The following is an 18,080-nucleotide window of genomic DNA, read 5'->3' as shown; positions in this document are numbered from 1 at the left end:
CCGGTCGCCCGGAGCTGTGCTACGCCGATACACGACTATGGAGATGTGCCGCGTGGGAGACCCTGGCACGCGACGGAGGTGCCGACCATGAGCGCCGAGACCTCCGTTCCCCGTCCCCGGGAGTCGGATGTGGACATCTCAGACTCCGCCCTCTTCCAGGGCCTGCTGTCGGAGGCCGAGTTCGCCTTCGCGTTCTTCGACGGCGACAGCCGCGTTCAGCGGGTCAACGACGTGTTCTGCGACGTCGTCGGCGTGCCCGCCGAGCGCTTGCTCGACCGGCAGCCCGTCGAGGTGCTCGCCGCCGATCTCAGCCAGATCATCACCCACGCCGTGCAGGCCGTCATCGAGACCGACGCGCCGGTCACCGAGGGCCGCGTGCGCGTGCGGTCGGCGGAGGGCGACACCAGGCACTGGTCGCTGTCGTTCTCGCCGGTCCACGACGAGGCGGGCGAGCTGCGGGCGATCGCGCTGGTCGGGCTCGACGTGACCGAGAGCCGCCAGACCGAGGAGGCACTGCGCCGCAGCGAGGAGCGCTACCGCTCGCTGGTGGAGGCGCAGTCTCAGCTCGTCTGGATCACCTCGCCCACCGGCGCCGTCGTCGAGGACGCACCACAGTGGCGCGCCATCACCGGCCAGGGCCTGGAGGAATACCTCGCCAACGGCTGGCTGGAGGTCGTCCACCCCGAGGAGCGCCAGGAGACCGAAGAGGCCTGGCGGGAGGCGCTGCGCGGGCGCACCATGTTCGAGTGGAACTACCGGGTGCGCACCCGGGCCAGCGGCTACCGCCACTTCGAGGTGCGGGCCGTGCCGATCATCAGGCACGGTCGCGTGGTCGAGTGGGTCGGCGCCAACACCGACGTCACCCCGCAGCGCGAGGCAGAGGAGATGCGCGGCCGCCTGACCGACCAGCTCGGCGCCGCCGCCTTGCGCACCGCCCGGCTGCAGGGCGCCACAGCCCAGCTCGCCGAGGCATTGACGGTCGAGCAGGTGGTGCAGGTCATCATCGACGTGGGCCGCACCGCCCTGGCCGCGGACCGCTCGGCCGTGGCGCTGCTCGACACCGACCGCGCGGCGCTCAAGCTGATCAACGGCGAGGGCATCCCCGAGGCGTCCGGCGCCTTCGGCGAGGAGATCCCGCTGTCCAGCTCCAGCGTGATGACCATGGCCGTCAACAGCCGCAGGCCGATGTTCGCCGAGTCGACCGACAGCCTCAAGGCGCAGTTGCTCGAGGCCGGTGGCGACGAGGAGGTCCTGGCCAACTACCTGGCCAACAGCGACGAGCGGGCCTGGGTCGGGCTGCCGCTGCTGGCCGCCGGGCGGGCATTGGGAGCGCTCCGGTTCTCCTTCACCCGGCCGGTGAAGATCTCCCAGGAGGACGGCGTCTTCCTGGAGGCGCTGGCCGGCCAGTGCGCGCTGGCGGTCGAGCGGGCCACCCTGTTCGAGCGCGAGCACCGCACCGCCGAGACCCTTCAGCGCAGCCTGCTGCCCGACCGCCTGCCCGTCGTCAAGGGCCTGGAACTGGCCCAGCGCTTCCGCTCGGGCAGCCGCCACGTCCAGGTCGGCGGTGACTGGTACGACGCCTTCGTGCTGCAGGACGGGCGCGTGGCGGCCGTCGTCGGCGACGTCATGGGCAAGGGTGTCAAGGCCGCGGCGGGGATGGGCCGCATCCGCAACGCCATGCGGGCGCTGGCGCTGACCAACCCGCCGCCCGCGGCCGTGCTCACCGGCCTGGATCGCGTCTTCGAGGCCACCGAAGAGGAGGAGCAGGTCACGACCCTGGCCTACATGGTCGTGGAGCCTGTGACCGGCGAGGGCACGCTCGCCCTGGCCGGCCACCCACCGCCCGTGCTGGTCTCTCCGCAGGGCACGGCGATCCTGTGCGACGCCGAGCCCGGCACTCCGCTAGGCTGGCCGACCAGCCGTAGGCAGTTCCGGTTCGTGGTGCCGCCCGGCCATACCGCCGTGCTCTACTCCGACGGTCTCGTGGAGAACAGGAAGCGCGGGCTGGATGCCGGACTCGCCGAGCTTTGCAGTGTTGTGACCGAAGCGCCGCCTGAGGTCGTAAGTAGTCCGCACATGTTGCTGGACTTCCTGGTTGACCGGATGTTGTCTGGATATGAACAGGATGATGACGTTACTGCGCTAGCAATTCACGTCCCGCCAGCCACGAAGAGTGACTGAATGAAACAGTCATAACGGTTGCTTTCGGGTATCAGTGCCCCGCTTACGTACGCACTACTGTCTGGGTCGGCCTAGGGTGGAGGTCAACCGCCGGGAGGTGGCCGTATGGAGTGCGGGGTCGTGCCACAATGCTGTGCAGGTCCGTCGCGGTCCGCACGGCCTCACTGATCTCCGAGAGAGGGAGCAGCCCCCCAGCGGGCATCTGGGTCCATTGTCGCCACGCGTTCGTTCGAGAGGTGTTCGTGTCGCCTGCAAGTTCGACTCGCTCGAAGCCACAAGAGCTGAACGAGCCCGTCATTCAGCGACTGCTCGAGCGTGGGCGCTCGCAGGGTTTCCTCGAGTCTGAGGATGTCCGTCAGGCCTTCGAGGAGGCGGACATCCCCATGTCGCACGCCGCCGCGTTCTTGCGGAACCTCAGCAAAGAGGGCGTGACCGTGGTGGTGACCGCCGCGGATTCGGCTGCGCCGAAGAAGTCTCGTGGTCCAGCAAAGCGCCGCACCGCCGCCCCCGTCAAGACCAAGACGGCGGCGGCCGCCAAAGAGCAGCAGCCCGAGACCGTGACCGCGGTCGTGGGCGCCGCTGAAGCCGAGCCGGCCGCCAAGAAGGCGGCCCCTGCGAAGAAGGCCGCTCCGGCGGCGAAGAAGGCCGCGGCTCCCGCCGCCGCCAAGAAGGCCGAGCCGAAGAACGCTGGGCCTGCCGAGACCAAGCCGAAGGCGCCCGAGTCCGCCGACGCGGACAACGACGACGAGGACATCGAGCTCGACGGCGACGTGGAGCTGGAGGACCTCGAGGACATCGAGGTCGACGACGAGGTGATCGTCGCCGAGGAGTCCGACGCCGAGGGTGACTCCGACTCCGACGACGAGACCGAGGAGGGGCCCAAGCCCTCCGAGATCGCGGCGACGGAGAAGACCGAGGACGAGGTCCTCATCCTGTCCGACGACGACGATGACGCCCCGGTCGCGCAGGTCGCAGCCGCCGGCGCCACCGCCGACCCGGTCAAGGACTACCTCAAGCAGATCGGCAAGGTCCCCCTGCTCAACGCCGAGCAGGAGGTCGAGCTGGCCAAGCGCATCGAGGCCGGCCTGTTCGCCGAGGAGCAGCTGGGCGGCGACGAGACCGGCAGCCTGCCGGTCGACGTCCGGGCCGAGCTGGAGTGGATCGCCGAGGACGGCCGCCGGGCCAAGAACCACCTGCTGGAGGCCAACCTCCGGCTCGTGGTCTCGCTGGCCAAGCGCTACACCGGCCGCGGCATGCTGTTCCTCGACCTGATCCAGGAAGGCAACCTGGGCCTGATCAGGGCCGTGGAGAAGTTCGACTACACCAAGGGCTACAAGTTCTCCACCTACGCCACGTGGTGGATCCGGCAGGCGATCACGCGTGCCATGGCCGACCAGGCGCGGACCATCCGCATCCCGGTCCACATGGTCGAAGTGATCAACAAGCTGGCCCGCGTCCAGCGGCAGATGCTGCAGGACCTCGGCCGCGAGCCCACGCCGGAGGAGCTGGCCCGCGAGCTGGACATGACGCCCGAGAAGGTCGTCGAGGTCCAGAAATACGGTCGTGAGCCCATCTCGCTTCACACGCCGCTGGGCGAGGAGGGCGACAGCGAGTTCGGCGACCTCATCGAGGACTCCGAGGCCATCGTTCCGGCCGACGCCGTCAGCTTCACGCTGCTCCAGGAGCAGCTGCACTCCGTTCTCGACACGTTGTCGGAGCGGGAGGCGGGCGTCGTCTCGATGCGCTTCGGGCTCACCGACGGACAGCCGAAGACGCTGGACGAGATCGGCAAGGTTTACGGGGTGACCCGTGAGCGCATTCGCCAGATCGAGTCCAAGACCATGTCCAAGCTGCGCCACCCGTCCCGGTCGCAGGTGCTCCGCGACTACCTCGACTGATCGGGCTGGACTGATCGGCTGAAGATGAAGCCCCGCACGGGTGTCCGTGCGGGGCTTCTTCGCATCTCCTCACGAAGGGGTGTCGTGTGGGGCTTCTTCGCTCACGAAGCGGTGTCCGTGCGGGGCTTCTTCGCGGTGGCTCACGAAGGGTCGTTGACGTGCACGTCCAGCGTCCAGGGGCGGTTTGCGCGCGAGGGGGGCGTCAGCGTGACGGTGTAGCCGAGGGCGTCCAGGATCTTGGCCAGCTCGTCCGGGGTGGCCGGGGTGGCGTTCTGGTGGAGGAGGGCGCGGGCGATCTCGCCGCGGGTGGCCTTGGCCATGTGGCTGACGACCTTGCCGTCCCTGAACACCCGTACCGTCACCGAGCGCTCGCCCGGCTGCCAGGCGGCCGCGTACGTCGCCGAGCGCAGGTCCACCACCAGGCCCGGGAGCGTGTCGAGCGCCTTGGAGATCTGGGGACGCCAGAACGCGGCCAGCCCGCCCACGGGTGAGAGGTTGACGCCCATCGAGAGGCGGTACGGCGGGATCCGGTCGGTGATCCGGACCACGCCCCACAGGCCGGAGAAGATCAGGACCGATTCGGCCGCCCGGGCCCGGGCGGCCGAATCCAACGTGTTCAGCCCGAGATTGTCGTAGAGCACGCCGGTGTAGAGCTCGGCGGCGGGGAGCGTGGGGGCCGCCGGCAGCGCCGTGTTCTTGGCCAGCTCGCCCGCCAGACCGGGGGACAGGCCCAGCACGTCGAGGGCGTCTCGGCGTTTGGAGGCCCGGATGAGCGCGGTCTGCACCCGCTTGCGGGGCTTGTCGAGCGACGAAAAAGACAGCTGCCCGACGGGCGGGCCGCTCCCCTCGGAGGCCTTTCCCTCCGACGGCGGCAACACAATCAGCACGTCCCTCAGCCTATTGGTGCTGGTCTTTCCTTCTGTACGGCGGGCCACGCGGGCCGTCCGCTTCGCTGAAACCTGGGCCAATGGTGCGGCGACACGCCCGGGTGTCACGGGGCGGCTGGGCGCTTGGCTAGGCTGCGCGAGTGGATTTCGACATGCTTGTGCACGAGGCCTGGCCTGCCTATGAGCAGCTCGTTTGCGACGGGTGGGTGTTGCGTTACGCAGGGGGCGTGACCAAGCGGGCCAACTCGGTGCTCGCGTTGGGGCGGCCGGTGGATCTGGGCGAGGCCATCCAGAGGGCTGAGCGGTTCTACCGGGAGCGTGGGCAGCGTTGCGTCTTCTCCGTGGGGCTTGGGGCGACCCCCGGTCTGGATGAGGAGCTGGAGGTGAGGGGCTACGAGCTGGTCGACCCGACGCTCGTCATGGCGGCCGGCTCTCTCCGTCCCGAGGTGCTGGGCGAGGCGGAGCGCGAGGTCAGGATCGAGGAGCGGCCCTGGCGGGGGTGGCTCGAGACCTGGTGGGCCGTGGACGGGCGGTTCGGCAGCGGGCTCGAGGAAGCCGAGCGCATTTGCACCGGCGTACCGGCCTGGTATGGGGCCTACGAGGAGGGCGGCGTGGCACTCGCCGTCGGGCGGGCCGTACCGCAGGGCGGCACGCTGGGGATCTACTGCATGGCCACGCGGCCGGAGGCACGCCGCCGTGGGCTGGCCCGTACCGTGCTGCGGGCGCTGGCGAGGCATGCGGGCACGGACTCCGCGTATTTGGTCACCACCGCGCCCAACCAGGCCGCGCAGGCGCTGTATCGCGGCGAGGGGTTCGAGATCGCGGGCCGGTATCACTACCGGGTGCGCTGACCTTCGGGCGGCGGCCTACGGGAAGCTGACCGTCGGGCGGCGGCCTACGGGAATGGGTGGGTCGGCCACGGCGTCTTACGCAGGACGGCGACCCCGGGCACGCCCGGGGTCGCCGTCACTGTCACGCGATATGTGGTTATCTCATCACGACCAGCGCCGGGTCAGCGCTCGTCGTTGGGGGCAATCGAATCGGTCTTGCTGAGTCGAGCCGACTCGTCCAGGATGTCGGCGCCCTTTTCGCGCAGCGCCGCAATGTGCTGACGCCCGTGGTGGGCGCAGAACAGCAGCTCCCCGCCTATGGGCAGGGTCGCGCGAATGTAGGCCTGGGCGCCGCAGCGGTCGCAGCGGTCGAGGGCCGTCAGCGGCTTAACGGGGGCGAGAGCTCCAGTCACGTATCGCCTTTCGGGTCACCCCCGCCGAAGCGAGGATCTGGCGTCAGTCACTTGGAACAACATCTAACCGGACGTGGAGCTTCCCAACCTCCCCCTCTCTACGCCCAGAGCAGAATGTGTCCGATAGTAATGACGATCAGCCGGTTGGTAACGGCAAACGTGTCGCCATGGCAAGCTTGTACGCGTGCGTACGGGAAGAACGGTAGGCTACGCACACGTGTTCGATGCTTAGACCTGGGGAGCTGGAGTGACGCTAGTGGAGGCGGGTTACACGGCTCGTCACCTGTCGGTGCTTGAGGGCCTCGAGGCCGTCCGCAAGCGCCCGGGGATGTACATCGGGTCCACCGACAGCCGCGGGCTCATGCACTGCCTCTGGGAGATCGTGGACAACGGCGTCGACGAGGCGCTGGCAGGGCACTGTGACCGAATCGAGGTCGAGCTCTACGCCGACGGCTCCATCGAGGTCCGCGACAACGGCCGCGGGATCCCTGTCGACGTCGAGCCGAAGACCGGGCTGGCCGGTGTGGAGCTCGTCTACACCAAGCTGCACGCGGGCGGAAAGTTCGGCGGCGGCTCCTACGGCGCGTCCGGCGGCCTGCACGGCGTGGGCGCGTCCGTGGTCAACGCCCTGTCGGCGAGGCTCGACGTCGAGGTGGACAGGGACGGGCGGGTTCACGAGATCAGCTTTCGCCGCGGCGTCCCCGGCATCTTCGACGGTGACGGGCCGACGGCGAAGTTCAAGAAGAAGTCCGGGTTGCGGGTCGGTGCCACGCTCCCGCGCAAGGTCACCGGCACCCGGGTGCGCTTCTGGGCCGACAAGCAGATCTTCCTGCCCGAGGCCGAGGTCTCGATGGACGAGATCCACGTGCGCCTGCGGCAGACCGCGTTCCTGGTGCCCGGGCTGACCCTGGCCGTCTACGACAGCAGGCACGAGGAGCGTGTGGAGGAGGAGTTCCGCTTCGACGGCGGCATCTCCGAGTTCACCGAGTTCCTGGCCCGTGACGAGCCCGTCTGCGACGTGCTGCGGCTGCAGGGCGTGGGCCACTTCCACGAGACCGTGCCGGTCCTCGACGACCAGGGCCACATGACGCCCACCGAGGTACAGCGCGAGCTGACCGTGGACGTGGCGGTCCGCTGGGGCAAGGGCTACGAGTCCACCGTGCGGTCGTTCGTCAACGTGATCGCCACCCCCAAGGGCGGCACCCACCTGAGCGGATTCGAGCGCGGCCTGGTGCGCACGGTCAACGAGCTGCTGCGCGAGACCCGCCTGCTGAAAAACGGCGACGACCCCGTCACCAAGGACGACATCTCCGAAGGCCTGACCGGCGTGGTCACGGTCCGGGTGCCCGAGCCGCAGTTCGAGGGCCAGACCAAGGAGGTGCTGGGCACCTCCGCGGCCACCCGCATCGTCTCCCACGTCGTCTCGCGCGAGCTCAAGGAGATCTTCACCAACCCGCCGCGCGGCTACAAGCAGCCGCTGCGAGCCGTTCTGGAGAAGATCGTCGCCGCCGCCAAGGCCCGCATCGCGGCCCGCGAGCACCGCGACAACCAGCGGCGCAAGAGTGCGCTGGAAAGCTCCGCGCTGCCCGCCAAGCTCGTCGACTGCCGCAGTGAAGGCGTGGACCGCAGCGAGCTGTTCATCGTCGAGGGCGACTCGGCGCTGGGCACCGCCAAGCTGGCCCGCGACTCGGAGTTCCAGGCGCTGCTGCCCATCCGGGGCAAGATCCTCAACGTGCAGAAGGCGTCCGTGAGCGACATGCTCAAAAACGCCGAATGCGCCGCCATCATCCAGGTCGTCGGCGCAGGCTCCGGGCGCTCGTTCGACATCGAGGCGGCCCGCTACGGCAAGGTCATCCTCATGGCCGACGCCGACGTGGACGGCGCTCACATCCGCACCCTGCTGCTGACGCTCTTCCACCGCTACATGCGGCCGATGCTGGAGGCCGGGCGGGTGTTCGCGGCCGTGCCGCCGCTGCACCGCATCGAGCTCACCAACCCCGGCAAGGGCAAGGAGAAATACATCTACTGCTACTCCGACGCCGAGCTGCAGCGGGTGCTGCGGGACCTGGAGCGGCGCGGCAAGCGGTGGAAGGACCCTGTGCAGCGCTACAAGGGTCTGGGCGAGATGGACGCCGACCAGCTGGCCGAGACCACGATGGACCCGCGGCACCGGATCCTGCGCCGGGTGCGCATCGAGGACGCCGAGGGTGCCGAGGGCATCTTCAACCTGCTCATGGGGAGCGATGTGGCGCCGCGGCGGGAGTTCATCGTCAACAGCGCCGCCGAGGTCGACCGCGACCACATCGACGCCTAGAGACCGCCAGACGGCGTTTCGTCCCTCCTGCACCATGTTCGAGGCGCAGGAGGCCTAAGAGCCGTCTGGGCGCGTTCCTGGGGCCGTCCTAGGCCTATCTGGAGCTGGTGCGCCCTTGTCTCGCCGCTTCAGAACTCGGACGCGGTCAGGCGGCCCGTCCGGACGTCGTAGACCGCACCGGTCACCGGCATGTCCGCGGGCAGGAACGGGCTGGTGCGGATACGGGTCAGATCGTGGCGCAGCGCCTCGTACTGGTCGGGCACCGTATGAAACTCCAGGCTGCGGGTGTCCACCCCGCGCTCGCTGGTGAGAGCGTGCACGTCCGCGTCCGTCACCTTGGCCATGCCGCAGTCCGTGTGCGGCATGACCAGCACGCGCTCGACCCCGAGCAGGTAAACGGCCAGTACCAGCGTCCGCAGCACGTCATCGGTCACGCGGGCGCCGGCGTTGCGGAGAATCTTGGCGTCGCCCGCCTGCAACCCGAGCAGGCCGAGCGGGTCGATGCGCGAGTCCATGCAGGTCACGACGGCCAGCCCGCGGGCTGCCCGGCCAGTGAGCTCGGAGCTCCCGAAGTCTTTCGCAAACTTAGCGTTGGCGGCATACAGGTCGTCGAACGCACTCATGTCCCAGATGATGACACCACCCTCAAAAGTGGCTGCTCCCGGGGTGGCGACAGGCGGGAGTTGGCAAAGGTCCCACGAAAGCGCGTCACCTTGCGTGATGATGTCGTAGCCGCATGTACGTGATCTAAGAAGGTTTCAGTCGTGACCAGGTCCGAATCGCTCGCCGCGTATCTCCGTGCTCAAGCCTGGCGCCGCCTTGACCGCGTGGAGTCCAACGACGACGGTCGCAATGCCAGGTGCGCGCTGGCCCTCATCGACACCGCCGCCTATGCCGCCAGCCTGCCCGATGACGATCCGCTCATCCTGATGCTGGACCAGGCGGGCTGCTTCGGGCCTTTGGGGTGTGAGGAGTTCGATCCCGGGGAAGCGGGCGCCCGGCTGATCCGGCACTGGCAGGGCGGCCAGCCGCACGAGCTCCTACTCGCGCTCCCGACGGCGATCTCCGCCTCCACCCGCTGACCGACCCCGCCCGCCACCCCTGCTCGTCACTCGTGCTCGTCACCCCATAGGTGCTCGCCATCTCCACGGGTAGGCGCCGTCTTCAAGGGCAAGGCGGCCGGGTGCGCGCCGTCTTCAAGGGCGAAAGAGCTTTTGGGCAACCCCCTCGGGCTGGACGCCGCACTGCGTGCCTTCGGCCCGCTGGGCTCGCCGTAAACGCCGGTATCGGGTCGGCCGTCGCGGGCATGCCCAGCCCGGTGGTCTGGGCATGCCGAGCGGCGCCAGGCGCAAGCGTTCAGGCGGGCTCGTTGCCCGGCTTCCACTTGATGCTGCAGCCGAGCGACGGGCTCTGCTCCGCGGGCACCTCGCCGCCCTCCAGCAGGGCGTCGATGGCCGCCCGCAGCGACGCGCCGGTCACCGGCACCGAGTTGCCAGGGCGGGAGCCGTCGAATTCTCCGCGGTAGACGAGCTTGAGCCGGGAGTCGTACAGGAAGAAGTCGGGCGTGCAGGCGGCCTTGTATGCCTTGGCCACCTCCTGGGTGTCGTCCAGCAGGTACGGGAACGTGAACCCAGCTCTGGCGGCCTGCTCGGCCAGGTGTGTGGGATCGTCGTCCGGGTAATTAACGCTGTCGTTGCTGCAGATGGCGACGATCGACAGCCGGGCGCCGTAGTCCGCGGCCAGCGCGCCCAGACCCTTCTCGATGTGCCGCACGTAGGGGCAGTGGTTGGAGAGGAAGACCACCAGTGTGGCGGGAGAGTCTTTGAGGTCTTCCAGCGAGACGCTGCCGCCGTCGATAGCGGTGAGATCGAAGTCGGGCGCGGGAGCGCCGAGCGGAACCATGAACGAGTTGACAGCCATGGCATCCATTGTCGCAACCACGTCAGAGAGAGGTGAATGATGAGCGGCATCGCGGAATTCCGGACCGTCGTCCTCGACACGCCCGATCCCCAAGGGCTGGCCGAGTTCTACTCCCGGCTGCTCGGCTGGCCGATCACGTCGGTTGAGGACGATTGGGTGGTGGTGACCGACGGGGGGCCGCCCCGGCGGCTGGCGTTCCAGCTCGCACCGGACTTCCGGCCGCCGACCTGGCCCGACCCCGAGCGGCCGCAGCAGTTCCACCTCGATCTCACCGTGGACGACATGGAGGAGGCGGAGAAGCGGGTGCTCGAGATCGGCGCCGTCAAGCATGAGCATCAGCCCAGCGAGGACGACAGCTTCCGGGTGTTCCTCGATCCGGCCGGGCACCCGTTCTGCCTCTGCCGGGGCTGACCCGCCCCCGGTCCCGGCTACCAAGCCGGCCCCACTCCAACGCTAGGCCGTAGACTCCGACGCCCCCGGGGCTTGCCGGGGGCGTCGGGGGGTGCGGCTACTCGTCTTCGGGCGGCGAGGCCGAGGACTCGACGGCGGGCGTGAGGGCTTCCGGGCCGGAGCCGAGGGCGCCGCCGATGGCGCCGATGGTGTGTGTCAGGCGGACGCCTGAGCCGTCCCGCCGCCCGATCTCCTCCGGCAACGGCACCGGCTTGCCGACCGCGGACACCGCCTTGGCCGGCGCAGCCCCTGCCCACGCCAGCAGCAACTCGTCCTCGCCCTTCAAGAACCGCTGTGCCCGCACCCCACCGGTGGCCCGCCCCTTGGCGGGGAACTCGGCGTAGTCGGACACCTTGCCACCGCCCACCTGCGTCCCGGGCAGGGCCGTCGATGACCCGGCGATCGTGACCACGTGCGCGGGCAGCTCAGGATCGACCACGCCGAACCAGATCACCCTGGCCCCGTCCTCCAGCCGGATCCCCGCCATGCCGCCCGCCGGCCGCCCCTGCGGTCGCACCAGCGAGGCCGGGAACCGCAGCAACTGGGCGTTGGAGGCGATGAACACCAGGTCGTGCGACTCGGACACCAGCTCGACCGCGCCCACCACGCGGTCGCCGTCCTTCAAGGTGATCACTTCGAAGTCGTCGCGGTTGGCAGGGTAGTCGGGCACCACCCGCTTGATCACGCCCTGCGCCGTGCCCACGGCCAGCCCAGGCCCGTCGGGATCCAGCGAGCCCAGCCCGATGACCTGTTCGTCGGGCTGCAGTGAGACGTATTCGGAGACCGGGTGACCGCCGGACAGCGACGGCGGGTTGGCCGTGGACGGCAGAGTCGGCAGGTCCACGACCTGGACCCGGATCAGCCGGCCCAGCGACGTCACCACGCCGACCTCGCCCCGCACCGAGGTGCGTACCGCCGAGACCAGCACGTCATGGGCCGAACGTTCGCCCTCCCCCGGCAGCGGCGTCGCGTCGGAGGTGCGGGCCAGCAGGCCGGTCGACGACAGCAGCGCCAGGCACGGGTCGTCGGCCACCTGGAGCGAGACGACGGGGGTCCGGGCCACGCCGGGGGCCTCCAGCAGGACCGTGCGGCGCGGCGTGCCGTATTTCTTGGCCACGTCGGCCAGCTCGCCCGAGACGACCTGGCGCATCTTGGCCTCCGAGGACAGGATCTCGGTCAGCTTGGCGATCTCGTCGCTCAGCGTCTCCTTCTCCCGGTCCAGCTCCAGCTTGTCGTAGCGGGTCAGGCGGCGCAGCGGCGTGTCGAGGATGTAGGCGGCCTGGATCTCGGTCAGGTCGAACACGTCCATCAACCGCGTGCGCGCCTGCGCCGAGTCATCGGAGGCACGGATGACCTGGATGACCTCGTCGATGTTGAGCAGCGCGATGATCAGGCCGTCGACCAGGTGCAGGCGTTCTTCGCGCTTGCGGCGCCGGTATTCCGACCTGCGGCGCACCACCTCGAGCCGGTGGTCGACGTAGACCTGGAGCAGCTCGCGCAGGCCCAGCGTGCGCGGCTCGCCGTCCACCAAGGCGACGTTGTTGATGCCGAACGTCTCCTCCATCGGCGTCAGCCGGTAGAGCTCCTCCAGGACGGCCTCGGGGATGAAGCCGTTCTTGATCTCGATTACCAGCTGCAGGCCCTTGTGCCGGTCGGTGAGGTCCTTCAGGTCGGCGATGCCCTGGAGCTTCTTGGAGGTGACCAGCTCCTTGATCTTGGTGACCACGCGCTCGGGGCCGACGTTGTAGGGCAGCTCGGTGACGATGATGCCCTTGCGGCGCGGGGTGATCTGCTCGACGGTGCACTTGGCCCGCATCCGGAACGTGCCACGCCCGGTCTCGTACGCGTCCCGCACCCCCTGCAGCCCGATGATCGAGCCGCCGGTCGGCAGGTCGGGACCGGGCACGAACTTCATCAGCTCGTCCAGCGTCGCGTCCGGCTTCTTGATCAGATGCCGGGCGGCCGCCACGACCTCGGTGAGGTTGTGCGGCGCCATGTTGGTCGCCATGCCGACCGCGATGCCGCTCGTGCCGTTGACCAGCAGGTTGGGGAACGCCGACGGCATGACGCCGGGCTCGGTCTCCTGCCCGTCGTAGTTGGGCTTGAAGTCGACGGTCTCCTCGTCGAGCGACTCCACCAGGAGCATGGCGGCCGGGGCCAGCCTGGCCTCGGTGTATCGCATGGCGGCGGGCAGATCGTCGGGTGAGCCGAAGTTGCCGTGGCCGTCCACCAGCGGCAGCCGCATGGAGAACGGCTGCGCCAGCCGCACCAGCGCGTCGTAGATGGCGGAGTCGCCGTGCGGGTGCAGCTTGCCCATGACGTCGCCGACGACGCGCGAGGACTTGACGTGCCCGCGGTCGGGGCGCAGGCCCATCTCGCTCATGGAGTAGAGGATGCGCCGCTGCACGGGCTTGAGGCCGTCACGCGCGTCGGGCAGGGCCCGCTGGTAGATCACCGAGTAGGCGTACTCGAGAAAGCTCGTGCGCATTTCGGAGGAGACGTCGATGTCGACGATCCGCTCCTCGAAGTCCTCAGGCGGGGGTGCAGTCGTACGTCGGGCCATCTTGTGCTGCGCGGCTGCCTCGGCCGTCGCGCCGAGGGGAAGCGCATCCTCCTTCTGCTCTCGTGCTGTAACCGTAGCCGTCAGCTCGCTGGAGAAGCGTCAGATCGGCGTGTGAGGCGTCGACGTCACCCGTCCCGGTCGCGAGGTGATGGCGGCCAGAGGCGCGTGCGGTCACGCGACCAGTAGGGGTTCCGGTGTGTTCGCCTTTGGAGATGATGGCACGAGCTGGGTCCCCTGTGGCATATCCAGTCATGGAAGACGCCTCCTCGCCGATGACTGAGCTGGTCATCCACCCGGCAGGGAAGCCGGGAAAGGTATGACGGCGAACATCGTGCCCGAACCACGATGGTACTCGATGCCGGCCACTTATCGCAGACTTGTTCGATAGCGGGTTTTTGGTTGACCAAGCAATTGCTTGGTGTTACTTTGCCGACGAGGATTCCGCGTTCCCGGAGGCGTCATGATCGAGTTTCATCCCGTGACCAAGCACATCGGCGCCGAGGTCACCGGGGTCGATCTGCGCAAGCCGCTGTCGCAGGAGGAGGTCGCGACTCTGCGGGAGGGCTGGCTCAAGCACCTCGTGCTGTTCTTCCGCGACCAGCACATCGACGACGAGCAGCACCTGCAGTTCGCCCTGAACTTCGGCACGCTCAACCACCCGGCCTTCAAGAAGGACTCCGCCAGCCCCATCCATGTGCTCGACCAGACCTCACCCAAGGGCGAGGGGGGCGACGAGTGGCACAGCGACAACACCTTCGAGCCCACGCCGCCCATGGGCTCGCTGTTGCGCTGCGTCCAGCTCCCCAGCGTGGGCGGTGACACGTGCTGGGCGAACACCTACCTGGCGTACGAAACGTTGTCCCCGTCGCTGCAGCGGCTGTGTGACGAGCTGACGGCCGTGCACGACATCACGATGTCGATGAAGAAGGCGATCGCCAAGGGGCATCCGTTCGACCTGGCCGAGATCCAGGCCAAGTGGCCGCCGATCGAGCGGCCGGTGGTGCGCGTGCACGCGGAGACGGGCAGGAAGGCCCTGTTCGTGAACCGGTCCTCGACGACCCGCCTGGTCGGCCTGTCGGACCGGGAGAACGAGGCGCTGCTGCCGTTCCTGATCGATCACATCCGCTCGCCGGAGTACCAGTGCCGCCTGCGGTGGCGGCCCGGCACCCTGGCCTTCTGGGACAACCGGCCGACCCAGCACTACGCGGTGGCCGACTACACCGAGCGCCGCCGTATGCACCGGGTCACGATCAACGCCTTCCCGGAGCACGGGGATCCGTCCTGAGTGCAGTTCCGCACGTCCGCCCTGCCCGTTGTGCCGGCTCGCGATTCACCACGCGGCCGGCCCACGAGGCGCACGTATCGGCGCCTGGCTCGGTGAACCGGAGGAGCGTTTCCCTGGACGGGGCCCGGCCCCGTGCGGCGGGTGGAGCCCAGCCGGCGCAGCCGTACAGGATGGGGTTTGACCAGGAGGAGCGCGAACCACGGCGGGAAAGGTGGTAACAAGGGTGCATGATTGACGCCCCCGATGCCGGGATGCTGCGGCAAGAGGCCGAGGAACGCCTTCAAGCGCTGGCCGGAGCGCACGCGAGGCTCCGCGACGACCAGTGGGCGGCCATCGAGGCCCTCGTCCTCGACCGGCGCAGGGTGCTGGTCGTGCAGCGCACCGGCTGGGGCAAGTCGGCCGTCTACTTCGTGGCCACCGCGCTCCTGCGGGAGCTGGGTGAGGGCCCCACGGTCATCGTCTCGCCGCTGCTGGCGCTGATGCGCAACCAGATCGCCGCCGCCGAGCGGGCCGGCATCCGGGCCGTCACGATCAACTCCGCCAACCCGGAGGCGTGGGAGGAGATCTACGGCCAGGTCGCCGACGGCATGGTGGACGTGCTGCTGGTCAGCCCCGAGCGGCTCAACAACCCCGACTTCCGCGACAACGTGCTGCCCGAGCTGGCCGAGAGCGCCGGGCTCGTGGTGGTCGACGAGGCGCACTGCATCTCCGACTGGGGGCACGACTTCAGGCCCGACTACCGCAGGCTGGCGCGGCTGTTCGAGGACCTGCCGCCCGGCATCCCCGTCCTGGCCACCACCGCCACCGCCAACGCCCGCGTCACCCGCGACGTGGCCGAGCAGATGCGCCTCCCCGCGGAGCTGCGGCCCGACGGGGACGACACGCTCGTGCTGCGCGGGCCGCTGGAGCGCGAGAGCCTGCATCTATCCGTCGTACGCCTGCCCACGGCCGAGCAACGGCTGGCGTGGCTGGCCCAGACGCTGCGTGAGCTGCCCGGCTCCGGCATCGTCTACACGCTGACCGTGGCCGCCGCCCACGAGATCGCGGGCTACCTGCGCGAGCAGGGGCACGAGGTGGCCGCCTACTCCGGTCAGACCGACCCGGCCGAGCGGCTGGCGGCCGAGGAAGCGCTGCTCAGCAACAAGATCAAGGCGTTGGTGGCCACGAGCGCGCTCGGGATGGGCTTCGACAAGCCCGACCTGGGATTCGTCGTGCACGTGGGGGCGCCGCAGTCGCCGGTCGCCTACTACCAGCAGGTCGGCCGGGCCGGACGCGGGGTGGAGCGGGCCGAGGTGATCCTGCTGCCCGGTGTCGAGGACCGCGACATCTGGGCCTATTTCGCCTCGCTGGCGTTCCCGCCCGAGCCCGTCGTCCGCGCCACGCTCCAGACCCTCGAAGAACGCGGCGGCGTCATGTCCACCCCGGCGCTCGAGACCGCCGTCGATCTGAGCCGCAGCCGTCTGGAGATGATGCTCAAGGTCCTCGACGTGGACGGCGCCGTCCGGCGGGTCAAGGGCGGCTGGGAGGCCACCGGGGAGCCGTGGGCGTACGACACCGAGCGTTACACCCGCATCGCCGCCGAGCGCAGAGCCGAGCAGGAGGCCATGCTCGGCTACCTGACCACGACCGAGTGCAGGGAGCACTACCTGCGCAGGCACCTCGACGACGAGTCCGCCCGGCCCTGCGGCCGCTGCGACAACTGCACGGGCAGGCACCGCTCGCCGGAGATCGCCGCGCAGGCCGTGGAAACCGCCCGCGAGCGGTTGAGCAGGCCTGGTGTCGAGATCGAGGCCCGCAAACAGTGGCCGACCGGCCTGGCCGACCTGTCCGGGCGGATCAAGCCGGAGCTGGGCGCGGAGCCGGGCCGGGCGCTCGGGCGGCTGACCGACATCGGGTGGGGCAACCGGCTGCGGGAGCTGTTCAACGCCGACGACGGGCCGATGGCCGACGACATGTTCGCGGCCGTCGTACGGGTGCTGTCCGCCTGGGACTGGCGTGAGCGGCCGGTGGCCGTGGTCAGCGTTCCGTCCGCGACGCGGCCGAAGCTCGTTCGCTCGTTCGCCGAGCGGCTGGCACAGGTCGGGCGGCTGACATACCTCGGGGAGCTGGGCTATCGGGCCGGCTCGCCCGGACAGCAGTTCAACAGCGCCAAGCGGGTTCAGGCGGTCAGAGGCACCCTGGCCATGCCCAAGGACCTCGGCGTCCAGATCGCCCAGTGCGGCGGGCCCGTCCTGCTCGTGGACGACCGGGTCGACACCGGGTGGACGATGACGCTGGCCACCGCCCTCGTCCGCCACGCCGGCGCTCCGGCCGTGCTGCCGCTGGCCCTGGCGACTGTCAGCTGACGCCGGCGTTCAACACGCCCGGCGTCTTGTCCTAGAGGGCGGACGTGCGGCCAAATGTCTAGAAGGGCGGACGAGCGCCCAAATGCATGATCGCCTTGGCCGCCAGCCGGCATCCCGAGGCCAGCGCTTCGGCCGGCGGCTTGCCCTCCAGCCACGGCGGCAGGAAGCCGGCGGAGAACGCGTCGCCCGCCCCCGTGCCATCCACGATCTTGTCGACCGGCTCGGCGGCCACGTGGACCGGCTCGGGGCGGCCGTTGCTGAACCACAGCGCGCCCTCGGCGTTCTGCTTGATCACGACCTGTGGGAACCACGCCGTCAGCACCTTGGCCGCGGCCTCCGGGTCGTCGCGGCCGGTCAGCACCTTCGCCTGGTCGGCATTGGCGAACAGCAGCTTGGCGCCGTTGGTCCACTCCAGGAACGGCTCGGCCCCGGTACGCTCGAGCGGCGCGGACGAGGCGCAGTCCACCGAGATCGACATCCCGCCGCGCCTGGCCATGTCGAGCGCCGCGAGACCGGCGTCGCGCGAGCCCTCGTTGATCAGCGTGTAGCCCGAAAGGTGCAGGTGCGAGCCCGAGGTGAACAGGTCGCGCGGCAGGTCCTCCGGTGACAGCGCGGCGTTGGCGCCGGGGTCGGAGAGCATGGTGCGCTCGCCCTTGTGCGTGACCAGCACCACGCAGGTGCCGGTGGGCCGCTCGGGATCCATGACGAGCCGCGCGTCCACGCCGTAGCCCATCAGCTCCATGTCGCGGTTTCGCCCGGTGATGTCGGCGCCTCTGCGGCCGATGAAGGCCACTTCCGCACCCTCGACGGCGAGCCACGAGGCGATGTTCGCACCTGAGCCGCCACCGTGCATCGTCACGATCGCCGGGGTGTCGCTCGCCCTGGCGAGCGCATAACGGGCGCGCGCGACCGCGTCGGTCATGAGATCGCCCACCACGACGACCCGCGTCATGATGTCACCACCTTGCTGCCTTCAGTCCACCCTGGCCACGGC

General features: G+C 69.5%; 14 protein-coding genes. 8 read left to right on the top strand and 6 right to left on the bottom strand.

The features are described 5' to 3' along the window. Nucleotides 1–87 precede the first annotated feature (87 nt). Entirely contained in the window at nt 88–2,181 is a 2,094-nt protein-coding gene (locus ACTWQA_RS10780; protein ID WP_443159102.1) for a SpoIIE family protein phosphatase, read from the top strand. 242 nt (nt 2,182–2,423) lie between these two features. After that, nucleotides 2,424–4,079, top strand: a complete 1,656-nt coding sequence (locus tag ACTWQA_RS10775; protein ID WP_443159101.1) for an RNA polymerase sigma factor — start codon at nt 2,424–2,426, stop codon at nt 4,077–4,079. A gap of 140 nt (nt 4,080–4,219) precedes the next feature. Here ACTWQA_RS10775 and ACTWQA_RS10770 read toward each other — a convergent pair whose 3' ends face one another. Then, a complete protein-coding gene (locus ACTWQA_RS10770; protein ID WP_443159100.1) occupies nt 4,220–4,966 on the bottom strand; it encodes a YaaA family protein in 747 nt (248 codons plus the stop codon). A 152-nt stretch (nt 4,967–5,118) separates the two neighbouring features. Between ACTWQA_RS10770 and ACTWQA_RS10765 the strand changes: the two genes are divergently transcribed. Next, complete coding sequence (locus tag ACTWQA_RS10765) at nt 5,119–5,817, top strand: GNAT family N-acetyltransferase (protein ID WP_443159099.1); 699 nt, start codon at nt 5,119–5,121, stop codon at nt 5,815–5,817. 161 nt (nt 5,818–5,978) lie between these two features. On the opposite strand, the gene ACTWQA_RS10760 is transcribed toward ACTWQA_RS10765, so the two are convergent. Further along, on the bottom strand, nt 5,979–6,209 hold the full coding sequence (locus ACTWQA_RS10760) for a DUF7455 domain-containing protein (RefSeq protein ID WP_305922573.1): 231 nt from the start codon (nt 6,207–6,209) through the stop codon (nt 5,979–5,981). Between the two features lie 247 nt (nt 6,210–6,456). Here ACTWQA_RS10760 and ACTWQA_RS10755 point away from each other — a divergent pair, with 247 nt between their 5' ends. Next, entirely contained in the window at nt 6,457–8,523 is a 2,067-nt protein-coding gene (locus ACTWQA_RS10755) for a DNA gyrase/topoisomerase IV subunit B (protein ID WP_443159098.1), read from the top strand. A gap of 128 nt (nt 8,524–8,651) precedes the next feature. Here the strand turns inward: ACTWQA_RS10755 and ACTWQA_RS10750 are convergent, their stop codons facing one another. Continuing rightward, nucleotides 8,652–9,146 carry a beta-class carbonic anhydrase gene (locus tag ACTWQA_RS10750; protein WP_443159097.1) on the bottom strand — a complete coding sequence of 165 codons (495 nt, stop codon included), beginning with the start codon at nt 9,144–9,146 and terminating at the stop codon, nt 8,652–8,654. Between the two features lie 141 nt (nt 9,147–9,287). On the opposite strand from ACTWQA_RS10750, the gene ACTWQA_RS10745 reads away from it, so the two are divergent. Continuing rightward, on the top strand, nt 9,288–9,605 hold the full coding sequence (locus ACTWQA_RS10745; RefSeq protein ID WP_443159096.1) for a hypothetical protein: 318 nt from the start codon (nt 9,288–9,290) through the stop codon (nt 9,603–9,605). 274 nt (nt 9,606–9,879) lie between these two features. Here the strand turns inward: ACTWQA_RS10745 and ACTWQA_RS10740 are convergent, their stop codons facing one another. Next, a complete protein-coding gene (locus ACTWQA_RS10740) occupies nt 9,880–10,443 on the bottom strand; it encodes a thioredoxin family protein (RefSeq protein WP_327590276.1) in 564 nt (187 codons plus the stop codon). 39 nt (nt 10,444–10,482) lie between these two features. Here ACTWQA_RS10740 and ACTWQA_RS10735 point away from each other — a divergent pair, with 39 nt between their 5' ends. Continuing rightward, nucleotides 10,483–10,854, top strand: a complete 372-nt coding sequence (locus ACTWQA_RS10735) for a VOC family protein (protein WP_443159293.1) — start codon at nt 10,483–10,485, stop codon at nt 10,852–10,854. A gap of 97 nt (nt 10,855–10,951) precedes the next feature. Here ACTWQA_RS10735 and ACTWQA_RS10730 read toward each other — a convergent pair whose 3' ends face one another. Next, a complete protein-coding gene (locus ACTWQA_RS10730) occupies nt 10,952–13,456 on the bottom strand; it encodes a DNA gyrase/topoisomerase IV subunit A (RefSeq protein ID WP_443159095.1) in 2,505 nt (834 codons plus the stop codon). A 460-nt stretch (nt 13,457–13,916) separates the two neighbouring features. Here ACTWQA_RS10730 and ACTWQA_RS10725 point away from each other — a divergent pair, with 460 nt between their 5' ends. After that, entirely contained in the window at nt 13,917–14,741 is an 825-nt protein-coding gene (locus ACTWQA_RS10725; protein WP_305922579.1) for a TauD/TfdA dioxygenase family protein, read from the top strand. A gap of 227 nt (nt 14,742–14,968) precedes the next feature. Next, nucleotides 14,969–17,086 carry a RecQ family ATP-dependent DNA helicase gene (locus ACTWQA_RS10720; RefSeq protein ID WP_443159094.1) on the top strand — a complete coding sequence of 706 codons (2,118 nt, stop codon included), beginning with the start codon at nt 14,969–14,971 and terminating at the stop codon, nt 17,084–17,086. Between the two features lie 58 nt (nt 17,087–17,144). Here ACTWQA_RS10720 and ACTWQA_RS10715 read toward each other — a convergent pair whose 3' ends face one another. Beyond that, nucleotides 17,145–18,038: a carbohydrate kinase family protein gene (locus ACTWQA_RS10715; RefSeq protein WP_443159093.1), complete on the bottom strand. Its 894-nt coding sequence runs from the start codon at nt 18,036–18,038 to the stop codon at nt 17,145–17,147. Nucleotides 18,039–18,080: the final 42 nt, after the last annotated feature.

The sequence above is a fragment of the Nonomuraea sp. 10N515B genome, assembly GCF_052245915.1.
Lineage (GTDB): Bacteria > Actinomycetota > Actinomycetes > Streptosporangiales > Streptosporangiaceae > Nonomuraea.
Note: the sequence above shows the minus strand (reverse complement) of the source record. Positions and strands in the feature narration are given on the sequence as shown.

Bases quoted from the DNA above. Each gene is read 5' to 3' on its own strand.
- ACTWQA_RS10780 (WP_443159102.1), top strand. From the start codon at position 88: ATGAGCGCCGAGACCTCCGTTCCCCGTCCCCGGGAGTCGGATGTGGAC.
- ACTWQA_RS10765 (WP_443159099.1), top strand. From the start codon at position 5,119: ATGCTTGTGCACGAGGCCTGGCCTGCCTATGAGCAGCTCGTTTGCGAC.
- ACTWQA_RS10750 (WP_443159097.1), bottom strand. From the start codon at position 9,146: ATGAGTGCGTTCGACGACCTGTATGCCGCCAACGCTAAGTTTGCGAAA.
- ACTWQA_RS10740 (WP_327590276.1), bottom strand. From the start codon at position 10,443: ATGGCTGTCAACTCGTTCATGGTTCCGCTCGGCGCTCCCGCGCCCGAC.
- ACTWQA_RS10735 (WP_443159293.1), top strand. From the start codon at position 10,483: ATGAGCGGCATCGCGGAATTCCGGACCGTCGTCCTCGACACGCCCGAT.
- ACTWQA_RS10730 (WP_443159095.1), bottom strand. From the start codon at position 13,456: ATGGCCCGACGTACGACTGCACCCCCGCCTGAGGACTTCGAGGAGCGG.
- ACTWQA_RS10725 (WP_305922579.1), top strand. From the start codon at position 13,917: ATGATCGAGTTTCATCCCGTGACCAAGCACATCGGCGCCGAGGTCACC.
- ACTWQA_RS10720 (WP_443159094.1), top strand. From the start codon at position 14,969: ATGATTGACGCCCCCGATGCCGGGATGCTGCGGCAAGAGGCCGAGGAA.
- ACTWQA_RS10715 (WP_443159093.1), bottom strand. From the start codon at position 18,038: ATGACGCGGGTCGTCGTGGTGGGCGATCTCATGACCGACGCGGTCGCG.